We start from the raw sequence: 18,467 nt of genomic DNA, 5'->3' as shown, positions 1-18,467 counted from the left end.
ACCCCGGAATGCCCATACCATGGCGCTTCCGGGGTCTGCCCCTGAATTTCGGATATGAATAAGATGTATAAATAAACAGATATGCAGTAAAAATATGCAAAAATGTAAAAACCCGGTAAAAACGGTTTGCCCCCGTACCACCCAAAATGGTCTGAAAAAGTCCCAGATTCCCCCAAATGGCAAAATTTCTTTAGAGAAATGAGAAAATGAAAGAATAAATGAGAATAATATATTTTCTTGTGGTTCTTAGAGAATAATTTTATAAGTCCCTGGCAGGCACCAGCGGGGTGAATACAGGCCAATTTCAGTTTGTCGAGCTAATGGGGCGACGCTGGTGGATAGAGTCACTCGCATGGAGCTTCTGGCTTCTAGCGGCTAGCAACTAGGAAGGCTGATCCGCCTGCGGCGCTTCCACTCGGTATTCCCGTCAGTCATTCGTGCCGTAGGCTGGCCAGCTTTCCTAGAAGCTAGCAGCTAACAGCTAGAAGCTCCGCACGAATGACTCTATCCGCAAGCATGCCAACCGCCAAATCCCAATAGCTCGTCAAAACGCAATAGTCCGCTCTTTTTCACTTCAGCTTTCTCGTCAGCAGTTTGACCGCCGTCAGGGAGAGGGTAGTGAGGAGGATGCAGAGCACCGCCATGGACATGCCCAGGGATACACTGCCCTGTTCGAATTCTCTCATTATATATGTAGAGATAACAAGAGTATCCGGTGGGGCAATGAGACTTGGGGCCACCAGTTCCCGGATGGCAATGATGAATGTCATCATCCAGCCCGCCGCCATGCCCCGGGCAATGAGGGGACAGGTGATGTGGCGGAAAATGTAGTACCGGGATCCGCCAAATACCCGTCCTGCTTCCAGCAGGCTTTCGCTGAGCTGGGTGGAGGCGGAGGTCACATACTGTACCGTATAGGGGAGAAAGAGGGCTGTGTAGGTGATAACCATGATGCCCATGGTGTTGTACAGGGGCAGGATATCATAGATGTCATTCCAGAAGAGCATGAGGCCGATGACCAGTACGATGCCCGGAAGCATTTCCGGCAGCAGGCTCATGGCTTCCAGCACTTTTCCGGACCGGGACCGGTTGGAACGGATGGTAAGGACGATGATTGTTCCCAGCAGGGCGCAGATGGTGGCGGACAGAAGGCCCAGGAGAAAACTGTTTCCTATGGCGGGGAGGGCAGTTTCACTGTCCGTGAAAAGTTCCACGTAATGGTGGAAGGTAAAGTTTCCTGCCGCTAGCCCAAAGCCCCGGAGCCGGATAAGGGAGGTGGAAATGACGGAAAAATAAGGGATCCCGATAGAAACACCAGTACGAGGCCGATATAGAGAGTGGCCAGCACTTCACCGGGAAGGGAGAGCTGGTGAATCTTCATACGGCTGCCCTTGCCGCTGATGAGATCATAGCTGTGGTGAATGGTGATGTAGTTCTGCACCAGCCACAGTACCATACAGATGGTGACGAGCACCGACGCCAGCACCGCCGCTTTTCCGAAGTCAATGGGTGCCACGGCGGCATAGCGGTGGATATCCGTGGTGAAGACGTCAAAGCCGATGCGACGCCCCAGGGTGTAAGGAGTACCGTATTCCGACAGGGTTTTCACGAAGACCAGAAGGGCACCGATGACGTAGTTTCCTGTGAGGAGGGGAAAGAAGATTTTCCGGAGCCGCCGGCCGTAGCCGGCACCGGAAATGGCAGCGGCCTCTTCCAGGGAGGAAGGGATGTGGAGCATGGCATTCTTCATGAGCACCATCATGAAGGGAAAAATATGGAGACTCATGACCAGTACCAGTCCCCCGAAGGTGAAAAACAGGGGGATGCCGTTTGGAAAAGCAGGGACAAGCTGGGAGAAGAGCCCCCGTTTCTGCATGAAGAGAATCCACCCCATGGACGCGATGTAGGGGGGTGTCATGAAGGGTACCAGAAAGAGAAGGTCAAAAATCTTGTGCCGCCCCAGCCGGGTCCGGGAAAAGAGATAGGCCAGGGGGATGGAAATGAGGGATGACAGGATGACCACTGCCAGCCCCAGAAGAAGGGAATTTCGGATCATCCTGGCATTCTGGGGCTCCGACAGGGCAGCGGCGGCAAAGGAGAAATCCAGGTGGTCATTAATGATGAGGGCTTTGACAAACACCGTGGCCAGGGGAGCGATGACCAGGAACACAAGACAGGCGCCAAGGAGCAGAAGGGGAAGGGAAATGTGTTTCCGTCCGTTCATGGAAGGACCTCTTTATTTTCCGCAGAGAGCATTCAGTTTGGCGGCAGTGTCGGAAGCAATAGCCATCATTTTGTCCCATTCCGGTTTAATCTGTGGGATCTTGGAGAGTGGGGTACCCTTGGCTTCGACGTCACTCCGTCCCGGAATCAGGTAGGCGTCGGCCACCAGCTGCTGGGCCTCATCGGACAGGAGGTAGTCCATGAACTGTTTGGCGTTTTCTTCATGGGGCGCATTCTTCATGATCATGGCAGGCCGTGGGTTCACGATGGTACCGCTCTTCGGATAGTAAATAGCCAGAGGTTCCCCTTTCTTGATGGCGGTGTAAGCATTGTAGTCCACGCCGGCCACGAGAATTCCCTTTTCTCCGGTGGTTACCGCTTCTACTGCCGCTTTATTGGCGCCGGGCACGGTCATGCCGTTCTTAGCCATGCCTTCCAGGGCATCCCAGCCGTATTTATTGACATATCCTGCCAGGAAATCTTTGCAGGCCCCCGATTTCTGGGGATCCGGAATGGCCAGGTTGTCTTTATAGGCGGGGTCTGCGAGTTCGTTCCAGTCTGCGTGGAGTTCCGGATATACATTTTTGTTGTAAATGACGCCGACCGCCGAAGCGCTGTATCCCCAGAGTTCGTTGTCCTTATCCACGAAGTCCTTGACCATCTTATCGGCACCCTTCGGTTTATAGGGAACCAGTACGTTCTTTCCTTTCAGGGACAGGCCGTCGGACCAGGAAGCCAGTACAACCACATCGGCGGCCTGGTTGTTTTTCTCCGCTTCCAGACGGGCCAGAATCTCACCGGTGGTACCCTGGAAGACTTCTACTTTTATGCCGGTCTTTTTCTCAAATCCCTTTGCCAGCTTCTGGGAGAGGCCGGCAGGGGAAGGCATGTAGACGGTTACTTTCTTATCGCCTCCCGCCGCAGCGCTGGAAGCGGCTTTGGAAGCGCCGCCGGTCTTTGTCCCACAGGCGGAAATGCTGAGGGCAAGGCAGCAGGCAGCAGCAAGAATAGCAAGTTTCTTCATTTTTGTCATGATTTTCTCCTTATTTAATAGTAATGATGTCCTTGTCAAGGACGTAAAGGCTCATGAGGGTGTCTTTGGGAATCGGGCGGGGGGACCAGTAAATCCATTTCTCGTTTCCGTGGGTAAGAAACAGTTCATAGGAGTGGCCGAGGAACCGGACGGCATCCACCCGGGCTGTAAATGGCCGGCATCCATCCCGGGGCGTGGTGTGGGCCTTTTCCGGGCGGAACAGGTGCTTTGGGTCGATCCAGTTGGAAGAGCCGATGAAATGGGCAATAAAGGAAGTGGCCGGATGGAAATAGAGGCATTCCGGCACGCCCTGCTGCTCTATCCGTCCTTCATGGATCACGGCGATTTCATCACTCATGCTCATGGCTTCTTCCTGGTCATGGGTGACGAAGACGGCGGTAATGCCGAGGCGGGTTACGAGATTTCGTATTTCACTCCTCATGCGGATACGGAGCAGCGCATCCAGGGCAGAGAGGGGCTCATCGAAGAGGATGCAGTCCGGATGGGGCGCAATGGTCCTGGCCAGGGCTACCCGCTGCTGCTGGCCTCCGGAGAGCTCGTGGGGATAGCGGTTTTCCAGACCCTCCAGCTTCACGGCCCGGAGAGCCTCCGCCGTATCGTCCTCCAGGTGGTCCGTTTTCCCGGTGGCTTTCAGTCCGAAGGATACATTCTCCTGTACCGTCATGTGGGGCCACAGGGCGAAATCCTGGAATACGTAGGAAAGCCCCCGCTTTTCCGGCGGCACGGAAATATGGTGCTTATCTGAGAAAACGCAGGTATTTCCAAGGGTAATTTCACCCTGGTCCGGCGTTTCCAGACCGGAAATCATACGGAGCAGCGTGGTTTTCCCACATCCTGAAGGCCCCAGAAGGGTGGTAAAGCTGTGGTCCCTGATGACCATGGATATATTGTGGATCACCGGTTTTCCATTGAATTGTTTGCTGATATTCTGTAAGGTAATCTGCATAGAATAGTTTCAAAAAAACAGCAGTGCCGCAGCGGGGAAGTCTTCACAAGTTTTCGGCGGCTGCGGTGCTTTTGCTGCTTTTTCAGTTCTCCTTAGAAGTTATAGTTCAGGGAAAGGGTCCAGCCATCATCGGGATCCTCACCGTGTTTTGCTTTACCGGCAAAGGCATATTCCCCGTGGAGGTATACGTTCTTCAGAAGAGCCACGTCCCCTTCCAGGTTCCAGAACCGGAGGTTGTCAGTCTGGTACCGGCTGCCCTTTTTCTCCGCTTTGCTGCCAAAGGAATCGGCCAGGTTATTCAGGTAGTTCGTCTGGAGAATGGTGCCGCCGAAGTATACTTCCCGGTCTACATCGAAGTAAGCGAGGGACAGGTCGAAGGAGCCCGGATGCTTCTTGTTCAGTTTCCCGTAGGAAAGACCTGCATTCCATCCGGTGTCATAGTCGGTTTTTGCATTGGTATTCTTATAGTAATCGCCGAAGAGGTTCCATTTTTCAGCAAAGGGGATATCGATGCCACCGCCAATGATGGAAGGATTATCAATGCCGTCTGTCTTACTCTGGAATTTCAGGTATTCCACATTGGCCTTGAAGGATTTAGAATGGTAGCCTGCAGCGGCTGCAAAGAAGTCAGCCCCTTCTATGGGCGATTTGCCTTTGACTTTATTCCAGCCGCCGTTGAACTGGCCGTATTTTACTGCAGCGTCCCAGTCATTTTTACCGTAGGAAAGCTGGGCACCGTCATAGCCGATGGCCTTTCCGTAGAGCCAGCCTTTCTGGTTGCCGATAACAATGGGCTGGCGGCCCAGGCGGACCTGGAAATCGCCGAATTTATGATTCACAAATAACTGGTCCATGGAGGTCTCTCCATCGTCGGATTTGCCATTTTTGAAGTACATGTTGGTCAGGAAACGGCCCTTTACGTAGGTATCTTTATTGACTTTCCCCTTTACGTTGAGGCGGATACGGCCATCCCAGACATCTCCTTTTTTGACACCGGTCTTCGAATCCATGGTGGCATCGCTCAGGTACCGCATACGGGCATCGCCGGACCAGTAAGTATTCCCCACCTTCTTTTCCAGGTTGGATACCCGGACTCCGAGATTGGCAAGCTCATCGGCGTATTCACCGGCCAGTTTGTCCAAGGTGGCCTTCTGGTCTGCATTCAGCTGGTCTTCTTTGGCCATGAGCCGGGCAATGATCTGGGCCAGTTCGTAGCGGGTCATGTTCCGCTCCCCTTTGAAGGTGCCATCGGGGTAGCCTTCCACCACACCCTGGGAAGACAGGTCAGATACAGCCAGGTAAGCCCAGTCATCGGGGCTTACGTCAGAAAACGGGTTGGCAGCCATGGCGGATGCGTCGCAGGCAATCAGAAGGGCAGCAGAAAGTACAGTCAGCTTTTTCATGAGTTTCTCCTTTGAAAGAACAGGGGCCCGAAGGCCGGGAACCAATAGAGGACAGACGGAAATTTTATAAAAATTTTCAATCTGAAAAACATTGTCTTTACTATAGCATCGTCCCATCGGAACAGGCAATTTTGTCAGATTTTATCGAGTAAAATCAAGGTAACAACATTGTAAAAATAACCCGGCTCTTCTGTCACCGGATTGTAAAATATCCAAACATCATGAATGTTTTGTTGAAACCGGTGGCGATAGGGGTTCGCCATATCAGAAAACCGGCAGATTATGTCAAAAACAGGTAAAGCTTAAATGATGATATAGAATAAATTAATAACGGCCTATTATATTTTCCTTATAATAAGAAATGGAGCACTGCCAATTTCAGTATTGCGAGCTGTTGAGATTTGGCGGTAAGCATGCTAACGGACGGAGTCACTGGGCACGGGGCTGCTAGCTTTTAGCTTCTAGCTGCTAGGAAAGCTGGCCAGCCTGCGGCGCTTCCCATCCGGTATTTCCGCCAGTCATTCGTGCCGTAGGCTGTAGAGCCTTCCTGGAAGCTAGCGGCTAGAAGCTAGAAGCCCCCGCACGAATGACTCTATCCATCAGCCCCCTCATCAGCTCGACAAACCGCAATAGCCACCATGCTTCTTTTCCCAATTCCGTTTGACTGGAGCCGCGCATTTGCTATATACTATGAAATATGCCCTGTTTAGGAAATCGCTATATAAGGTAATATAAGAAGTATATTTAAAGAAAAGAGGAAGATTGTCATGGCAGAAGTGCAGCGTACCCTGGTCACCAAAGAGGGCCTGGAAAAAATGAAAAAGGAACTGGATGAACTCCGTTCCACAAAACGTGCAGAAATTGCCCAGCGTCTGAAAGCCGCCATCGCAATGGGCGACCTTTCCGAAAACTCCGAATACGATGAAGCAAAGAATGCCCAGGCCTTCCTGGAAGGCCGCATCCTCCAGCTGGAACAGCAGATCCGCACTGCCCAGGTCATTGAAAAGGCAGCCAAGGGCCGCGTGGATGTAGGTTCCACCGTTCTTATCGAAGATATGGAAGAACACCTGCAGGAAAAGGTAACCATCGTGGGCTCCACGGAATCCAACCCCTTCGAAGGCCGGATTTCCAATGAATCTCCGGTGGGCCGTGCTCTCATGGGAGCCAAGGCAGGAGATATCGTGGAAGCAGAAGCACCGAATGGTGTGCTGAAGTATAAAGTCATCAGCATTGAAGACTGATTGCATCGGAAGAAATGAGGTTAATGAATGGCAGAAAATAAGAAACAGCAGAACGGTCCGAAACTGAATGACCAGATGCTCGTTCGTCGTCAGAAATTGGATAAAATCCGTGCCCTGGGTGTAGAACCCTATGGGCAGAAGTTCAACTGGGACCACCATGCGGCTGATATCCGCAGGGATGCAGAAGAACTGGAAAAGAATGAAACCCACGTCCGCATTGCCGGCCGCATCATGATCCGCCGGGGCCAGGGCAAAACCGCTTTCTGTGTGCTCCGTGACCAGAGCGGCGATATCCAGGTCTATTTCAAACGGGATGAACTCCCGGAAAAGGAATGGGCCCTGTTCAAACTGGTAGATATCGGCGATATCCTCGGTATCGAAGGTACCGTATTCACTACTCACACCGGCGAACTGACGGTACGGGTGCTCCATTTCACCATGCTGTCCAAGTCCCTCCGGCCGCTGCCGGAAAAATGGCATGGCCTTACGGATAAGGAACAGCGTTACCGCCAGCGGTACCTGGATCTCATTATGAATCCGGAAGTTCGGGAAACCTTCGTGAAGAGAGCAGCCATGATGGCAGCCATCCGGAAATGGTATACAGACCACAACTTCCTGGAAGTGGAAACACCGGTGCTCCAGCCCCTCTACGGCGGTGCCAATGCAAAGCCCTTTACCACCCATTTCAATGCTCTGGACATGACCATGTACCTCCGTATTGCACCGGAACTGTACCTGAAACGGCTCCTGGTGGGCGGCTATGAACGGATTTTCGAAATCACCCGGAACTTCCGGAATGAAGGCATGGATACCCGGCATAATCCGGAGTTCACGGCCATCGAAACATACCAGGCCTATGGGGATATCGAAGACGTCATCGACCAGACAGAACAGATCGTGGCTGCCTGCGCCATGGCTTCCTACGGCTCCATGAAATTCACCTACGAAGATACGGAAATCGATGTGACTCCGCCCTGGCCGCGGCTCACCATGGCAGAAGCGGTGAAGAAGTATACCGGCGAAGACTTTGATGCCTGCAAGACCATCGAAGAAGCAAGGGCCATCGCCGACAAGCTCCATGTGGAATACGGTGAATTCGACGGATTCGGAAAGATTCTCTCTGCCTGCTTCGATGCGTACGTGGAAGAACACCTTATCCAGCCGGTTCACATCACAAAACACCCGATTGAAGTATCCCCGCTGTCCAAGCTGGACCCGAAGGATCCCAGATACACCATCCGCTTCGAATCCTACATTTACGGCCGTGAACTGGCAAATGGGTTCTCCGAATTGAACGACCCCATTGACCAGAGAAAACGGTTTGAACTGCAGGTGGAAGAAAGAAAACACGGGGACGATGAAGCCCATCCCATTGACGAGGACTTCCTGACCGCCCTGGAATACGGCATGCCTCCTACAGGCGGCCTCGGTATCGGTCTTGACCGTCTCTTCATGCTCATGACCAATTCTGCCTCCATCCGCGACGTACTCCTGTTCCCGGCCATGAAACCGGAAACGGCCCTGGAGAAGAAGACCGCCCGGGAAGCAGAAGAAATGGCAAAAGAAGCGGACAACGAACCCATCGATTTCTCCAAGGTGGAAATTGAACCGATGTTCAAGGACTATGTGGACTTCGATACATTCAGCAAGTCCGACTTCCGCGCAGTGAAAGTGAAGGAATGCACCGCCGTTCCGAAGAGCAAGAAGCTCCTGAAGTTCGTCCTGGACGATGGTACCGGTACAGACCGCATCATCCTTTCCGGCATCCATGCGTACTATGAACCGGAAGAACTGGTGGGCAAGACGCTGATTGCCATCGTAAACCTTCCGCCAAGAAAGATGATGGGCATCGACTCCTGCGGCATGCTGCTCTCCGCCGTCCATCACGAAGAGGGAGAAGAAAAGCTTCACCTCCTCATGGTAGACCGCCACATCCCGGCCGGCGCAAAGCTGTACTGATAGAATCACTAAAAAAATCCCCGTCCGGGGATTTTTTAGTGGGGAAAATGGGGCAGCCTGTCAAATTGCGGTTTATCGAGCTGTTGGGGTTTGGCGGTTGGCATGCTTGCGGATAGAGTCACTCGCATGGAGCTTCTAGCTTCTAGCGGCTAGCTGTTAGGAAGGCTGATCCGCCTGCGGCGCTTCCACCCGGTATTTCCGTCAGTCATTCGTGCCGTAGGCTGTTGATCTTTCCTAGAAGCTAGGAGCTAACAGCTAGAAGCCTCCGCACGAATGACTCTATCCATCAGCGCCAAACCCAACAGCTCGATATACTGAAATTGGCCGGGTACCGGTGTCAAGCATTTTTGAAAATGTCCCGAGAATTGTCATTTAATAGCCCCGCAATAGTGGGGCTATTTTGAGTGGTTAGGCCAGTATGTTACTAAAATATGTTACGCGATGCAAGTTCTTCTGGATCTTGTCTGGAATGATGCGGTCTTGTAAGGACGTAATGACGGAAAGATGCCTGCTTCCATGGGTGACTCATCGGTGGAATCCAGTGTTTCTGAGGCTTTGGTTTGGTATAGTCAGCATCAAGCTCAGGAGATTTCTTCTGGCGCAAAGGGATGGCTTCCAGCGCGTAGATACTGGTATCGTTAACACTGCAGTAGAGTTCGCCGTTGAAAGCCCGTATGACTAGTACTTTGGTTCCGCTGGCATAATGCACCTGATGGCCTTCTGAATCAAGCATACGATAGTACTGACGCTGGAAACGGATGCAGTGGCCTCTGTCTACCGTACGGCCTGTAAGTACAGCCAGTATCAGGTTGATCCTCTCATCTGACGGTTGCGTCACAAAAGCTGATTTGGTACTATTGGGAGGAAGTGCAAACTTCGCATTGAATTCTTTTAGGTAGGACTTGAGGAATTCATTGGCGTCTGCAATAGTCGTGATGCCTGCCTGTCTCAGCTCAATCGGCAGGCGCGACTGCAGCGTCTCATTGAGCCGCTCAACCCGGCCTTTGGCCTGTGGTACGCTGCTTGACTCAAGGTGTATCCCCAGTTGCCTGCAAGCGTAACCGAACTGCGTATAGGTATCCTCGTCGATGGACGGGGATCCTTTTTGTTTGTAAATGAACACAGTGCGTTTATCCGTGAAGATTTCCACAGGGATTCCGTAATCTTTGAGAGTCTGCCAGAGGACATGGTAATAGCCGTTCAGGGTCTCCTGGGTGTCAAAATAGCCGCCAGTCACGATGCCAGTGGCATCATCAATGAAGAGGTGGAGATGCCAGATCTTCCCGGGAACCCATTCATATGGAGTGGCATCACCCTGCAGCTGTTCCCCAAAGTAAGCATGCCGTGGACGCCGGCTGTGGGCATCTTCAGCAGCCACAAGATTGACTTGTATTTCCATCTGCTTTTTCTTGGATTTCGTGTTGCTTTTCATTGCTTCCAATTTTCTCCTGATCCGTTTTCTTTTGGCCCGTGTAGCCTTAGGAGAGAGAATAAAGGCTGCCTCAAGAATGGAGGCTACAGAGGAAACGGAGACATGGATATTCTCATGTCTGTCCAGAAGTTCGGTAAAGTGGGTAAAATTGGCGCCATAGTACTCATTCTGGTAAAGGGCCACAATTTTTTCTCTGAGTGAGGCTGGAAGTGTTGTTACGGGCTGTCTACCCCTGTTCCCGTGGACAAATGCTGCTTTACCTTCCTGACGATAGCGCAGGATTAACCGGTTCACGGTGCGGACAGTGCACCCCAGCCGGACAGCTGCTGCGAGCTTGTTGCCATCTGGATGATTAACAAGAGATTTGATTGTTTCATATTTGAACTGCTCGTCCATCGTTAATTCAACCTTTCTGATAAAAATTCCTCCCATCACTTGCGTTAAGATTGTGATGAGATTATACCATGACTGGGACATTTTCATTTGTGGTTACTTGAGACAATATCACTTGTGGTTCATACGATATACTGAAATTGGCCGGGTACCGGTTGTATTTTTTCTCCAACCGTGCTATACTATGTCACATTAAGAGCCGCGGTAAAGCGGCGAATCATATTCCAGCAGAGTAAGTACCTGCGCGTGAAGTGCCGGGTGGACGGGGAGCTGCCATTCGGACGAAAAGCCTCTAAAGGCTTGCGGTGCCGGTACTGCATCCCGCTGCTGCATGGGACTTCCCATGCGGCAACGCAAAGGAGGTCTTTTTGAATGCAGAAAATAAACGGAAAACAGATGGTGGTTCTTGGTGTCCTTACGGGACTGGCGGTGCTTTTGTCCTATGTGTTTGCTATACAGACGCCCTTTATCCGGGTAACATTCGGATTTCTTCCCATCGCCCTGGCCGGCGCCCTCTATGGGCCCTGGAAGGGAGGACTGGTGGCGGCTATGTCGGACTTCATCGGTACCGCCTGCCTGGGGACCAGTATATTTTTCCCGGGATTCCTTCTCTCCGGATTTCTTACGGGCTTTATTTACGGGAAGTTCTTTTACCGCCATAGGGTGGCATTCCCTTATGTGTGCATACCCTTTTTCCTCGTCATGGTTTTTATCCACCTGGGACTGAACACCCTGTGGCTCACCCTGTACTATGATAAGGCGGCGTCCGCTATTTTCATGGGGAGGCTCATCAAGAATATCATCTGCTATCCCATGGAAATTGCGCTGTTCCTTGTCCTCTACCGCCAGGTGGCCCGGTTCTTGCTGCTCCGACCGGAAAAGAGGGGACCTGTCGATAATCGGAGTTCCCTGAAAATGGAGAGTGGAAAGTAGGACGCAAAAAGAATGGACTATTGCGGTTTATCGAGCTGTTAGGGTTTGGCGGTTGGCATGCTTGCGGATAGAGTCACTCGCATGGAGCTTCTAGCTTCTAGCGGCTAGCTGTTAGGAAGGCTGATCCGCCTGCGGCGCTTCCACCCGGTATTTCCGTCAGTCATTCGTGCCGTAGGCTGTTGATCTTTCCTAGAAGCTAGGAGCTAACAGCTAGAAGTCTCCGCACGAATGACTCTATCCATCAGCGCCAAACCCAACAGCTCGATATACTGAAATAGTCCATGCCCACCCACGAAGTGGCACACAAAAGGGGCCCGGAAAAATGATTTCTCATTTTTCCGGGCCCCTTTGTATGGGACCAGTCGGTCAATTAACGGTCGGAGCCGTCTTTTTCTTTCCGGATGACGTCGTGGGCGCCGCCTTCTACGATGGAGGTAGCGGATACGAGGGTCAGCTTGGCTTTCTTCTGCAGTTCCGGAATGGTGATGGCGCCGCAGTTACACATGGTGGCTTTGATCTTGGCGCAGGTTTTTTCCACGTTTTCTTTCAGTGGACCGGCGTAAGGAACGTAGGAGTCAACACCTTCTTCGAAGGCCAGTTTCTTGGAACCGTCCAGGTCGTAGCGGCCCCAGTTCCGGGCACGGTTGGAACCTTCACCCCAGTATTCCTTTACCACAGTGCCGCCGACAGTTCTCTTCTGTGTCGGGGATTCATCGAACCGGGCAAAGTAACGGCCCAGCATGACGAAGTCAGCGCCCATGGCCAGGGCCAGGGTGATGTGGTGGTCGTAAACGATACCGCCATCGGAGCATACCGGTACATAAATGCCGGTTTCCTTGTAATATTCATCTCTTGCCTGGCATACTTCGATGAGGGCAGTAGCCTGGCCGCGGCCGATACCCTTTGTTTCACGGGTGATGCAGATGGAACCGCCGCCGATGCCGACCTTTACGAAGTCAGCACCTGCCTTGGCGAGGAAGAGAAAGCCGTCTTTGTCGACTACATTGCCGGCACCTACACGGACTTTGCCATTGTATTTCTTATGGATCCAGTCCAGGGTGATTTTCTGCCATTCGGAGAAGCCTTCGGAGGAATCGATGCAGAGTACGTCAGCTCCGGCATCTACCAGCTTCGGTACCCGTTCTTCGTAGTCCCGGGAGTTAATGCCGGCACCTACGATGAACCGCTTCTGGGCATCCAGCATTTCGTTCGGGTTTTCCTGGTGGGAATCATAGTCCTTGCGGAATACGAAGCCATAGAGCTTGCCGTCTTCATAGAGCACAGGGAGGGAGTTGATCTTGTTGTCCCAGATGATGTCGTTGGCTTCGGACAGGGTAATGCCGAATTTAGCGGTTACCAGTTTTTCGAGGGGAGTCATGAAATTTTTAACTTTTTCCGATTTGTCCATGCGGCTTACGCGGTAGTCACGGCTGGATACGATACCAACCAGCCGGCCGGAGGCAGTGCCGTCATCGGTAATGGCAACGGTGGAATGGCCGGTTTTTGCTTTCAGTGCGAGAACGTCGGCCAGTGTATTTTCTGGGGAAAGGTTGGAATCGCTGGGAACAAATCCTGCTTTCTGTGCTTTGACTCTGGCAACCATAGCTGCTTCTTCTTCCGGTGTCTGGGAACCGTAGATGAAAGAAATACCACCGTTCCGGGCCAGCTCTACAGCCAGTCTTTCACCGGATACGGCCTGCATGATAGCAGAAACCATGGGGATATTTAATGTAATAGCCGGTTTTTCACCCTTTTTGAATCTCACCAGTGGTGTTTTCAGGGATACGTTTGCAGGAATGCAGTTCGTATCGGAATATCCGGGAATGAGCAGATATTCGTTAAAGGTATGTGCCGGTTCATTAATATAGGTTGCCATTATTTCCTCCTTGAGTAAAAAAATTCCATAACAGATAATTAAGGATAACTATACCTCTTTCCACGGAGCGGGTCAAGTGGTTTCCTCTCTATCTGATATATTTGTATCATTATATCGTAAATCAGGAACACAATAAAGAGGGGAGTTTAGGGATTTGGTCTGTTGGTTTTCGGCGCTTGCGGGTAGAGTCAAGTGCGTGAGGGCTTCTAGCCTCTAGGCTCTAGCTGCCAGCTGCCAGGAATGCTCTACCGCCTGCGGCATGAATGACTGGTAGGGGATATCTCGTTGGAAGCTGAAAGCCCTGTGCAAGTGACTCTATCCATCAGCATACCGTAAATAAAAGAGCCATGGCCCCCGGCCATGACTCTTTTATACCTTATAATAAAGGCTCAATGACGGCCCGGAAATAGGCGTCCAGCTCTTCCGGGGTTTCCTTCATTTTTCTCTGTACCCACCACTGCACCATTTCCACGAAACTGCCGGAAATGTGGTTCAGCAGGAATTCCTCCGGCACCCGGCAGGAAGGAGTCCTCCCTTTCAGCACACAAGAAGCGATGAGGCGGTTCAGGCTCGACTTGAAAAAGCGGAGGAAAATATCGCTGCTTTCTGAAGTCAGGAGATCCCGGATGTGATTGGTGTTGGCGGCGATATGCTGCAGGAGGTGGGCAAAAACGGGATCCGGTACCCCCGGCGCCGTATGTCCATCATCGGGCATGTTGTCATTCATGACCCCTTCGATGATGTGGTCAAAAAGTTCTCCGCACATCTCTTCCAACAGGCTGTCCTTGGCCTTGAAATGGGCGTAGAATGTGCTTCTTCCGATATTGGCGCGGTCGATAATATCCTGGATGGTAATTTTCGAATAGGGCTTTTCTGACAGCAGTGCGCTGAATGCATCAAAAATGGCAGCCCTTGTCTTTTGCTGACGACGGTCCATAGCAGTCTCCATTCACTTACAGTACGAATTGTTCAATATTATCCATAGTGTAATATAAATTGGTGGAAAAATGCAAGGGGATAGGGAATATTTATTATAATATTTAATTCAAAAATATTCTCCAGCTCATGGAACCATTATATTAATAGAAGAAATATTTATTTAATATAAAAAGAGAAGAATCCTCGAAAGGATTCCTCTCTTTTTCGGGCACCGGTTATCAGAATGTAGCTTTGATGGCGCCGTTGTATTTCTTGTTAATGAAATCTTTGGCTTCCTGGCTGTTCAGGGCTTTCATGAGCTTCTGCAGTTCCGGACGGTTTTCATCCCCCGCCCGTACGGCTACGATATTGGCATAGGGGGAGTCGGAGCTTTCTGTGTAAATGGCGCTCTTCGGATCCAGTTTCGCTTCCAGGGCGAAGTTCATGTTGATCACAGCGATATCCGCATCTTCCAGGGACCGGGGCAGCTGGGGCGCTTCCAGTTCGGAGAACTGCAGGTTCTTCGGGTTTTCAGCAATGTCCTGGGGAGTAGCGGTAATGGGGGCACCGTCACGGAGTTTGATGAGTCCTGCGGACTGGAGAACCAGAAGGGCCCGGCCGCCGTTGGTGGGGTCATTCGGGATGGCTACATGGGCGCCGTCAGGAAGGTCTTTGATATCTTTAATCTTGGAGGAGTATACGCCCATCGGTTCCAGATGAACAGTACCAATGGATTTCAGGTTGAGACCCCGGGATTTGCAGAATTCATCGAGGTAGGGCTTATGCTGGAAGTAGTTGGCATCCAGGCTCTTGTCGTTCAGGGCCAGGTTTGGCTGTACATAGTCCGTGAATTCCACGATTTCCACATTGACCCCTTCCTTGGCCAGCTGGTCTTTGACGGAATTCAGGATTTCACCATGGGGAACGGGGGAAACGCCTACTTTAATGGTAACCGCTTTATCGGAAGAAGCGGACTTGGCCGGAGCTGCTGCTTTCTGGTCTCCACAGCCGGCGATAAAGGAAACGGCAGCGAGAGCTGCGATGGATGCGATCAGTGTCTTCTTGTAATTCATAATACTCCTCCTGTGTTTTAATCAATAAAAAATCCTCCATCCCATTTGGGACGAAGGATTGATTTCGCGGTACCACCCAGGTTCGCCTTTCCGTCACCGGAAAAGCCTTATGAAGTACGCCGGCCATGCCTTGATACTTCTCTTCTGTAACGGGAATTCCCGTCCTGCCTGACTATTCAGCAGAAAGGCTCAGAGGCCATCTTCAGAAGGACGTCCGGTACCCCTTTTCACCACCCGGGGCTCTCTTTGACTTTCTTTCCCGCCTACTCTTCTCTTCACTGCCTTATGAAGTTGGAAATACTATATCACCGGAAAGGGGGTGTCGTCAAGATGGTTTTTCAGGAGTGTGGAATATTTCAGCTTGTCGAGCTGCTGGGGCTTGGCGGTTGGCATGCTTGCGGATAGAGTCACTCGCATGGAGCTCCTAGCTGTTAGCGGCTAGCAGCTAGGAAGGATGATCCGCCTGCGGCGCTTCCACCCGGTATTCCCGTCAGTCATTCGTGCCGTAGGCTGGCCAGCTTTCCTAGAAGCTAGCAGCTAACAGCTAGAAGCTCCGCACGAATGACTCTATCCACCAGCGTCGCCCCAACATCTCGTCAAACCGCAATTGGCTTTGTTATTCCGCCAGTACCTCTTTCATGATGGATACCGCTTTTTCCAGGTCTTCCCAGGGAATGTTCAGGGCAGGGAGGAGACGGATTTTTTCTTTGGCCGTCAGCACCACCACTCCCTTTTCCAGAAGCTTGGGGACAATGGTATTTACATCCTTTTCCGGTTCAATGCCCCACATGAGACCCATGCCGGCCACCGATTTTACCCCTTTGGCACCGGCCAGTTCCTTTTTAATATACGCTCCCTTTTCTTTCACATCCTGGAGAAGATCATCATCGATGCGGGAAAGAATGGACAGGGCGCCGGCGCAGGCAATGGGGTTGCCGCCGAAGGTGGAGCCGTGGGTACCGGGGGTATAGACGCCGGCAGTTTTATGGTTAAAGAAAGTGGCGCCCAGGGGAAGACCGCCGCCGATTCCCTTGGCCGTGGAAACGATATCCGGCTCCACATCGTAATTCATGTAGCCGTAGAGCTTGCCGGTACGGCCGTTTCCTGTCTGTACTTCATCCACAATGAGGAGGATATCATGGTCTTTGGCATATTGGCCGATGCCTTCGAAAAATTCCTTCGTCAGGGGATGCACGCCGCCTTCCCCCTGGATGGGCTCTACCATGACGGCGCAGATATTCGGATTTTCCTCGCAGAGCTTAATGAATGCCGGAAGGTCATTGGCCGGGGTGTAAAGGAATCCTTCGGTGAAGGGATAGAAATCCTTGTGAAAAATATCCTGCCCCGTGGCGGCGAGGGTAGTAATGGTACGGCCATGGAATCCGTTGATCAGGGTGACAATGACATTTCTGTCCTTATTGTATTTGTTGATGGAATATTTCCGGGCTCCCTTGATGGCACATTCATTGGCCTCGGCGCCGGAGTTGGAGAAGAAGACCTTTTCCATCCCCGTTTTCTGGCAGATCATTTCGGCCAGGTCCGCCATGGGCTTTGTGTAGAACAGGTTGGAAACATGGTTCAGGGTATGGAGCTGCTTCGTGACGGCATCCATCCACTGTTCATCGGCAATACCGAAAATATCGACGCCGATACCGCTTCCCATATCGATGTAATCTTTCCCCTTTTCATCGGTCAGGTGGGATCCTTTCCCTTTGACAAAGCACACGGGGTATCTGGAATAGGTATGGGCAATATAGGCTGCATCTTTTTCTTCTGTATTCATAGATTGGCTCCTTTGAGAAAATCGGACGATTGCGTTGGGCTGGTGGGTAGAGTCAAACGCGTGAGGGCTTCTGTCTCCTGACTTCCAGGAAAGCACTACAGCCTGCGGCATGAATGACTGGCGGGAGTATCAGATGGGCAGCGCCGCAGGCGGACCGGCGTTCCTGGTTGCTAACAGCGGGAAGCCCCATGCCAGTGTCTCTATCCCTTCGCGTCGAAAATCAACAGTCACCTGCAATCGGCTGCATTACTTCGTAAACATGGTTCCCAGGCCTTCGTCGGTGAGAAGCTCGATGAGGATGGCGTGGGGAATTTCTCCGTTAATAATGAAAACCTTTTTGACTCCCTCTTTCACGGCATTGGTGCAGCAGTCCACTTTGGGGATCATGCCGCCGGCGATGGTGCCATCCTGTTTCAGGGCCTCCGCATCGGGGAGGGTGATTTTTTTGATGAGAGAATCCGGATCTTCCTTATTCTTGAGGACCCCGTTGATATTGCTCATGACCACCATGGATTCCGCATGGATGGCTGCGGCAATTTTGGCGGCCGCTGTGTCGGCATTGATATTATAGGCATTCCCTTCCTCATCAATGCCGATGGAGGAAATGACGGGGATAAAACCGCCGTCCAGGAGGTCATCCAGAATTTTTTTGTTGATGCTGTCGATTTCTCCGACCTGCCCCAGTTTTTCGTCTTTTTTATGGACTTTGATGAGGCCGCCGTCGATACCGCAGAGGCCTACGGCCTTGCCGCCCAGAGCGGTGAGGTCGGCGGCCAGGCTTTTATTGACCTTGCCTGCCAGTACCATCTGCACCACTTCCATGGTGGCATCATCGGTGACACGGAGACCGTTTTCAAAATGGGATTCTATGGAGAGCCGTTTCAGCATGGCGCTGATTTCCGGTCCCCCGCCATGGACGAGGATGACCTTCACCCCCACCAGGGAGAGCAGGAGGATATCCTGCATTACCGACTTTTTCAGGGCCGGATCGGTCATGGCATTTCCGCCGTACTTGGCGACTACGTATTTACCTGTATATTCTTTGATGTAAGGTACGGCCTGTGTCAGTATCTCGGCCCGTACCGCATTGGATGCGTTCATAAGTTACCTCCTTGTATGGGGAAAGGGCAGCGGCCTTTGGCCGGGGCTATGCGTGGCATGGCTCTGCCTGATGGCAAGGCTGGAGGTGCGGTGCGCAAAGAATTAAAGCGCCGCGAATTATATATTTTCCTT

14 protein-coding genes, 1 riboswitch and 1 other annotated feature are annotated in these 18,467 nt (G+C 51.8%); of the genes, 3 read left to right on the top strand and 11 right to left on the bottom strand.

The window, feature by feature from the left end:
* Positions 1-569: 569 nt before the first annotated feature.
* The 5 genes from ACFWUL_RS08990 to ACFWUL_RS08970 all read right to left on the bottom strand — a co-directional run bounded on the left by ACFWUL_RS08990 (position 570) and on the right by ACFWUL_RS08970 (position 5,626).
* A complete protein-coding gene (locus ACFWUL_RS08990; protein ID WP_416177041.1) occupies positions 570-1,214 on the bottom strand; it encodes an ABC transporter permease in 645 nt (214 codons plus the stop codon).
* Positions 1,215-1,243: 29 nt separating this feature from the next.
* Complete coding sequence (locus ACFWUL_RS08985; protein ID WP_416177040.1) at positions 1,244-2,224, bottom strand: ABC transporter permease; 981 nt, start codon at positions 2,222-2,224, stop codon at positions 1,244-1,246.
* A 12-nt stretch (positions 2,225-2,236) separates the two neighbouring features.
* Positions 2,237-3,256, bottom strand: coding sequence for an ABC transporter substrate-binding protein (locus ACFWUL_RS08980; RefSeq protein WP_416177039.1), 1,020 nt, complete (start codon positions 3,254-3,256; stop codon positions 2,237-2,239).
* A gap of 10 nt (positions 3,257-3,266) precedes the next feature.
* On the bottom strand, positions 3,267-4,223 hold the full coding sequence (locus tag ACFWUL_RS08975; RefSeq protein WP_416177038.1) for an ABC transporter ATP-binding protein: 957 nt from the start codon (positions 4,221-4,223) through the stop codon (positions 3,267-3,269).
* Between the two features lie 92 nt (positions 4,224-4,315).
* Positions 4,316-5,626, bottom strand: coding sequence for an S-layer homology domain-containing protein (locus ACFWUL_RS08970; RefSeq protein ID WP_416177037.1), 1,311 nt, complete (start codon positions 5,624-5,626; stop codon positions 4,316-4,318).
* Positions 5,627-6,393: 767 nt separating this feature from the next.
* On the opposite strand from ACFWUL_RS08970, the gene greA reads away from it, so the two are divergent.
* Both greA and lysS read left to right on the top strand, forming a co-directional pair.
* Entirely contained in the window at positions 6,394-6,867 is a 474-nt protein-coding gene (greA, locus tag ACFWUL_RS08965; RefSeq protein ID WP_296095770.1) for a transcription elongation factor GreA, read from the top strand.
* 27 nt (positions 6,868-6,894) lie between these two features.
* Positions 6,895-8,826, top strand: a complete 1,932-nt coding sequence (gene lysS / locus ACFWUL_RS08960; RefSeq protein WP_307743126.1) for a lysine--tRNA ligase — start codon at positions 6,895-6,897, stop codon at positions 8,824-8,826.
* A gap of 424 nt (positions 8,827-9,250) precedes the next feature.
* Here the strand turns inward: lysS and ACFWUL_RS08955 are convergent, their stop codons facing one another.
* On the bottom strand, positions 9,251-10,741 hold the full coding sequence (locus tag ACFWUL_RS08955) for an ISNCY family transposase (RefSeq protein WP_416176766.1): 1,491 nt from the start codon (positions 10,739-10,741) through the stop codon (positions 9,251-9,253).
* A 136-nt stretch (positions 10,742-10,877) separates the two neighbouring features.
* Positions 10,878-10,980, top strand: a riboswitch (THF riboswitch).
* A gap of 43 nt (positions 10,981-11,023) precedes the next feature.
* On the opposite strand from ACFWUL_RS08955, the gene ACFWUL_RS08950 reads away from it, so the two are divergent.
* Positions 11,024-11,584, top strand: coding sequence for a folate family ECF transporter S component (locus ACFWUL_RS08950; protein WP_416177036.1), 561 nt, complete (start codon positions 11,024-11,026; stop codon positions 11,582-11,584).
* A gap of 370 nt (positions 11,585-11,954) precedes the next feature.
* Here the strand turns inward: ACFWUL_RS08950 and ACFWUL_RS08945 are convergent, their stop codons facing one another.
* The 5 genes from ACFWUL_RS08945 to argB form a co-directional block, all read right to left on the bottom strand.
* The gene (locus ACFWUL_RS08945; RefSeq protein ID WP_416177035.1) at positions 11,955-13,460 is read right to left on the bottom strand and encodes an IMP dehydrogenase; all 1,506 of its coding nucleotides are present in this window, start codon (positions 13,458-13,460) and stop codon (positions 11,955-11,957) included.
* A 376-nt stretch (positions 13,461-13,836) separates the two neighbouring features.
* Positions 13,837-14,397, bottom strand: a complete 561-nt coding sequence (locus ACFWUL_RS08940) for a TetR/AcrR family transcriptional regulator (RefSeq protein WP_297020152.1) — start codon at positions 14,395-14,397, stop codon at positions 13,837-13,839.
* Positions 14,398-14,617: 220 nt separating this feature from the next.
* On the bottom strand, positions 14,618-15,451 hold the full coding sequence (locus tag ACFWUL_RS08935) for a MetQ/NlpA family ABC transporter substrate-binding protein (protein WP_416177034.1): 834 nt from the start codon (positions 15,449-15,451) through the stop codon (positions 14,618-14,620).
* A 43-nt stretch (positions 15,452-15,494) separates the two neighbouring features.
* Positions 15,495-15,739 (bottom strand) — a binding site (T-box leader).
* 328 nt (positions 15,740-16,067) lie between these two features.
* Complete coding sequence (locus ACFWUL_RS08930; RefSeq protein ID WP_297021040.1) at positions 16,068-17,234, bottom strand: acetylornithine/succinylornithine family transaminase; 1,167 nt, start codon at positions 17,232-17,234, stop codon at positions 16,068-16,070.
* Between the two features lie 246 nt (positions 17,235-17,480).
* Entirely contained in the window at positions 17,481-18,335 is an 855-nt protein-coding gene (gene argB / locus ACFWUL_RS08925; protein ID WP_416177033.1) for an acetylglutamate kinase, read from the bottom strand.
* Between the last annotated feature and the right edge of the window lie 132 nt (positions 18,336-18,467).

The sequence above is a fragment of the Dialister sp. genome, from assembly GCF_047832375.1.
Lineage (GTDB): Bacteria > Bacillota > Negativicutes > Veillonellales > Dialisteraceae > Dialister.
This window is presented reverse-complemented; position numbering and strand designations above follow the sequence as displayed.

Bases quoted from the DNA above. Each gene is read 5' to 3' on its own strand.
- ACFWUL_RS08940 (WP_297020152.1), bottom strand. From the start codon at position 14,397: ATGGACCGTCGTCAGCAAAAGACAAGGGCTGCCATTTTTGATGCATTC.
- lysS (WP_307743126.1), top strand. From the start codon at position 6,895: ATGGCAGAAAATAAGAAACAGCAGAACGGTCCGAAACTGAATGACCAG.
- ACFWUL_RS08970 (WP_416177037.1), bottom strand. From the start codon at position 5,626: ATGAAAAAGCTGACTGTACTTTCTGCTGCCCTTCTGATTGCCTGCGAC.
- ACFWUL_RS08980 (WP_416177039.1), bottom strand. From the start codon at position 3,256: ATGACAAAAATGAAGAAACTTGCTATTCTTGCTGCTGCCTGCTGCCTT.
- ACFWUL_RS08985 (WP_416177040.1), bottom strand. From the start codon at position 2,224: ATGAACGGACGGAAACACATTTCCCTTCCCCTTCTGCTCCTTGGCGCC.
- ACFWUL_RS08945 (WP_416177035.1), bottom strand. From the start codon at position 13,460: ATGGCAACCTATATTAATGAACCGGCACATACCTTTAACGAATATCTG.
- ACFWUL_RS08975 (WP_416177038.1), bottom strand. From the start codon at position 4,223: ATGCAGATTACCTTACAGAATATCAGCAAACAATTCAATGGAAAACCG.
- ACFWUL_RS08935 (WP_416177034.1), bottom strand. From the start codon at position 15,451: ATGAATTACAAGAAGACACTGATCGCATCCATCGCAGCTCTCGCTGCC.
- greA (WP_296095770.1), top strand. From the start codon at position 6,394: ATGGCAGAAGTGCAGCGTACCCTGGTCACCAAAGAGGGCCTGGAAAAA.
- ACFWUL_RS08950 (WP_416177036.1), top strand. From the start codon at position 11,024: ATGCAGAAAATAAACGGAAAACAGATGGTGGTTCTTGGTGTCCTTACG.
- ACFWUL_RS08955 (WP_416176766.1), bottom strand. From the start codon at position 10,741: ATGAAAATGTCCCAGTCATGGTATAATCTCATCACAATCTTAACGCAA.
- ACFWUL_RS08930 (WP_297021040.1), bottom strand. From the start codon at position 17,234: ATGAATACAGAAGAAAAAGATGCAGCCTATATTGCCCATACCTATTCC.
- argB (WP_416177033.1), bottom strand. From the start codon at position 18,335: ATGAACGCATCCAATGCGGTACGGGCCGAGATACTGACACAGGCCGTA.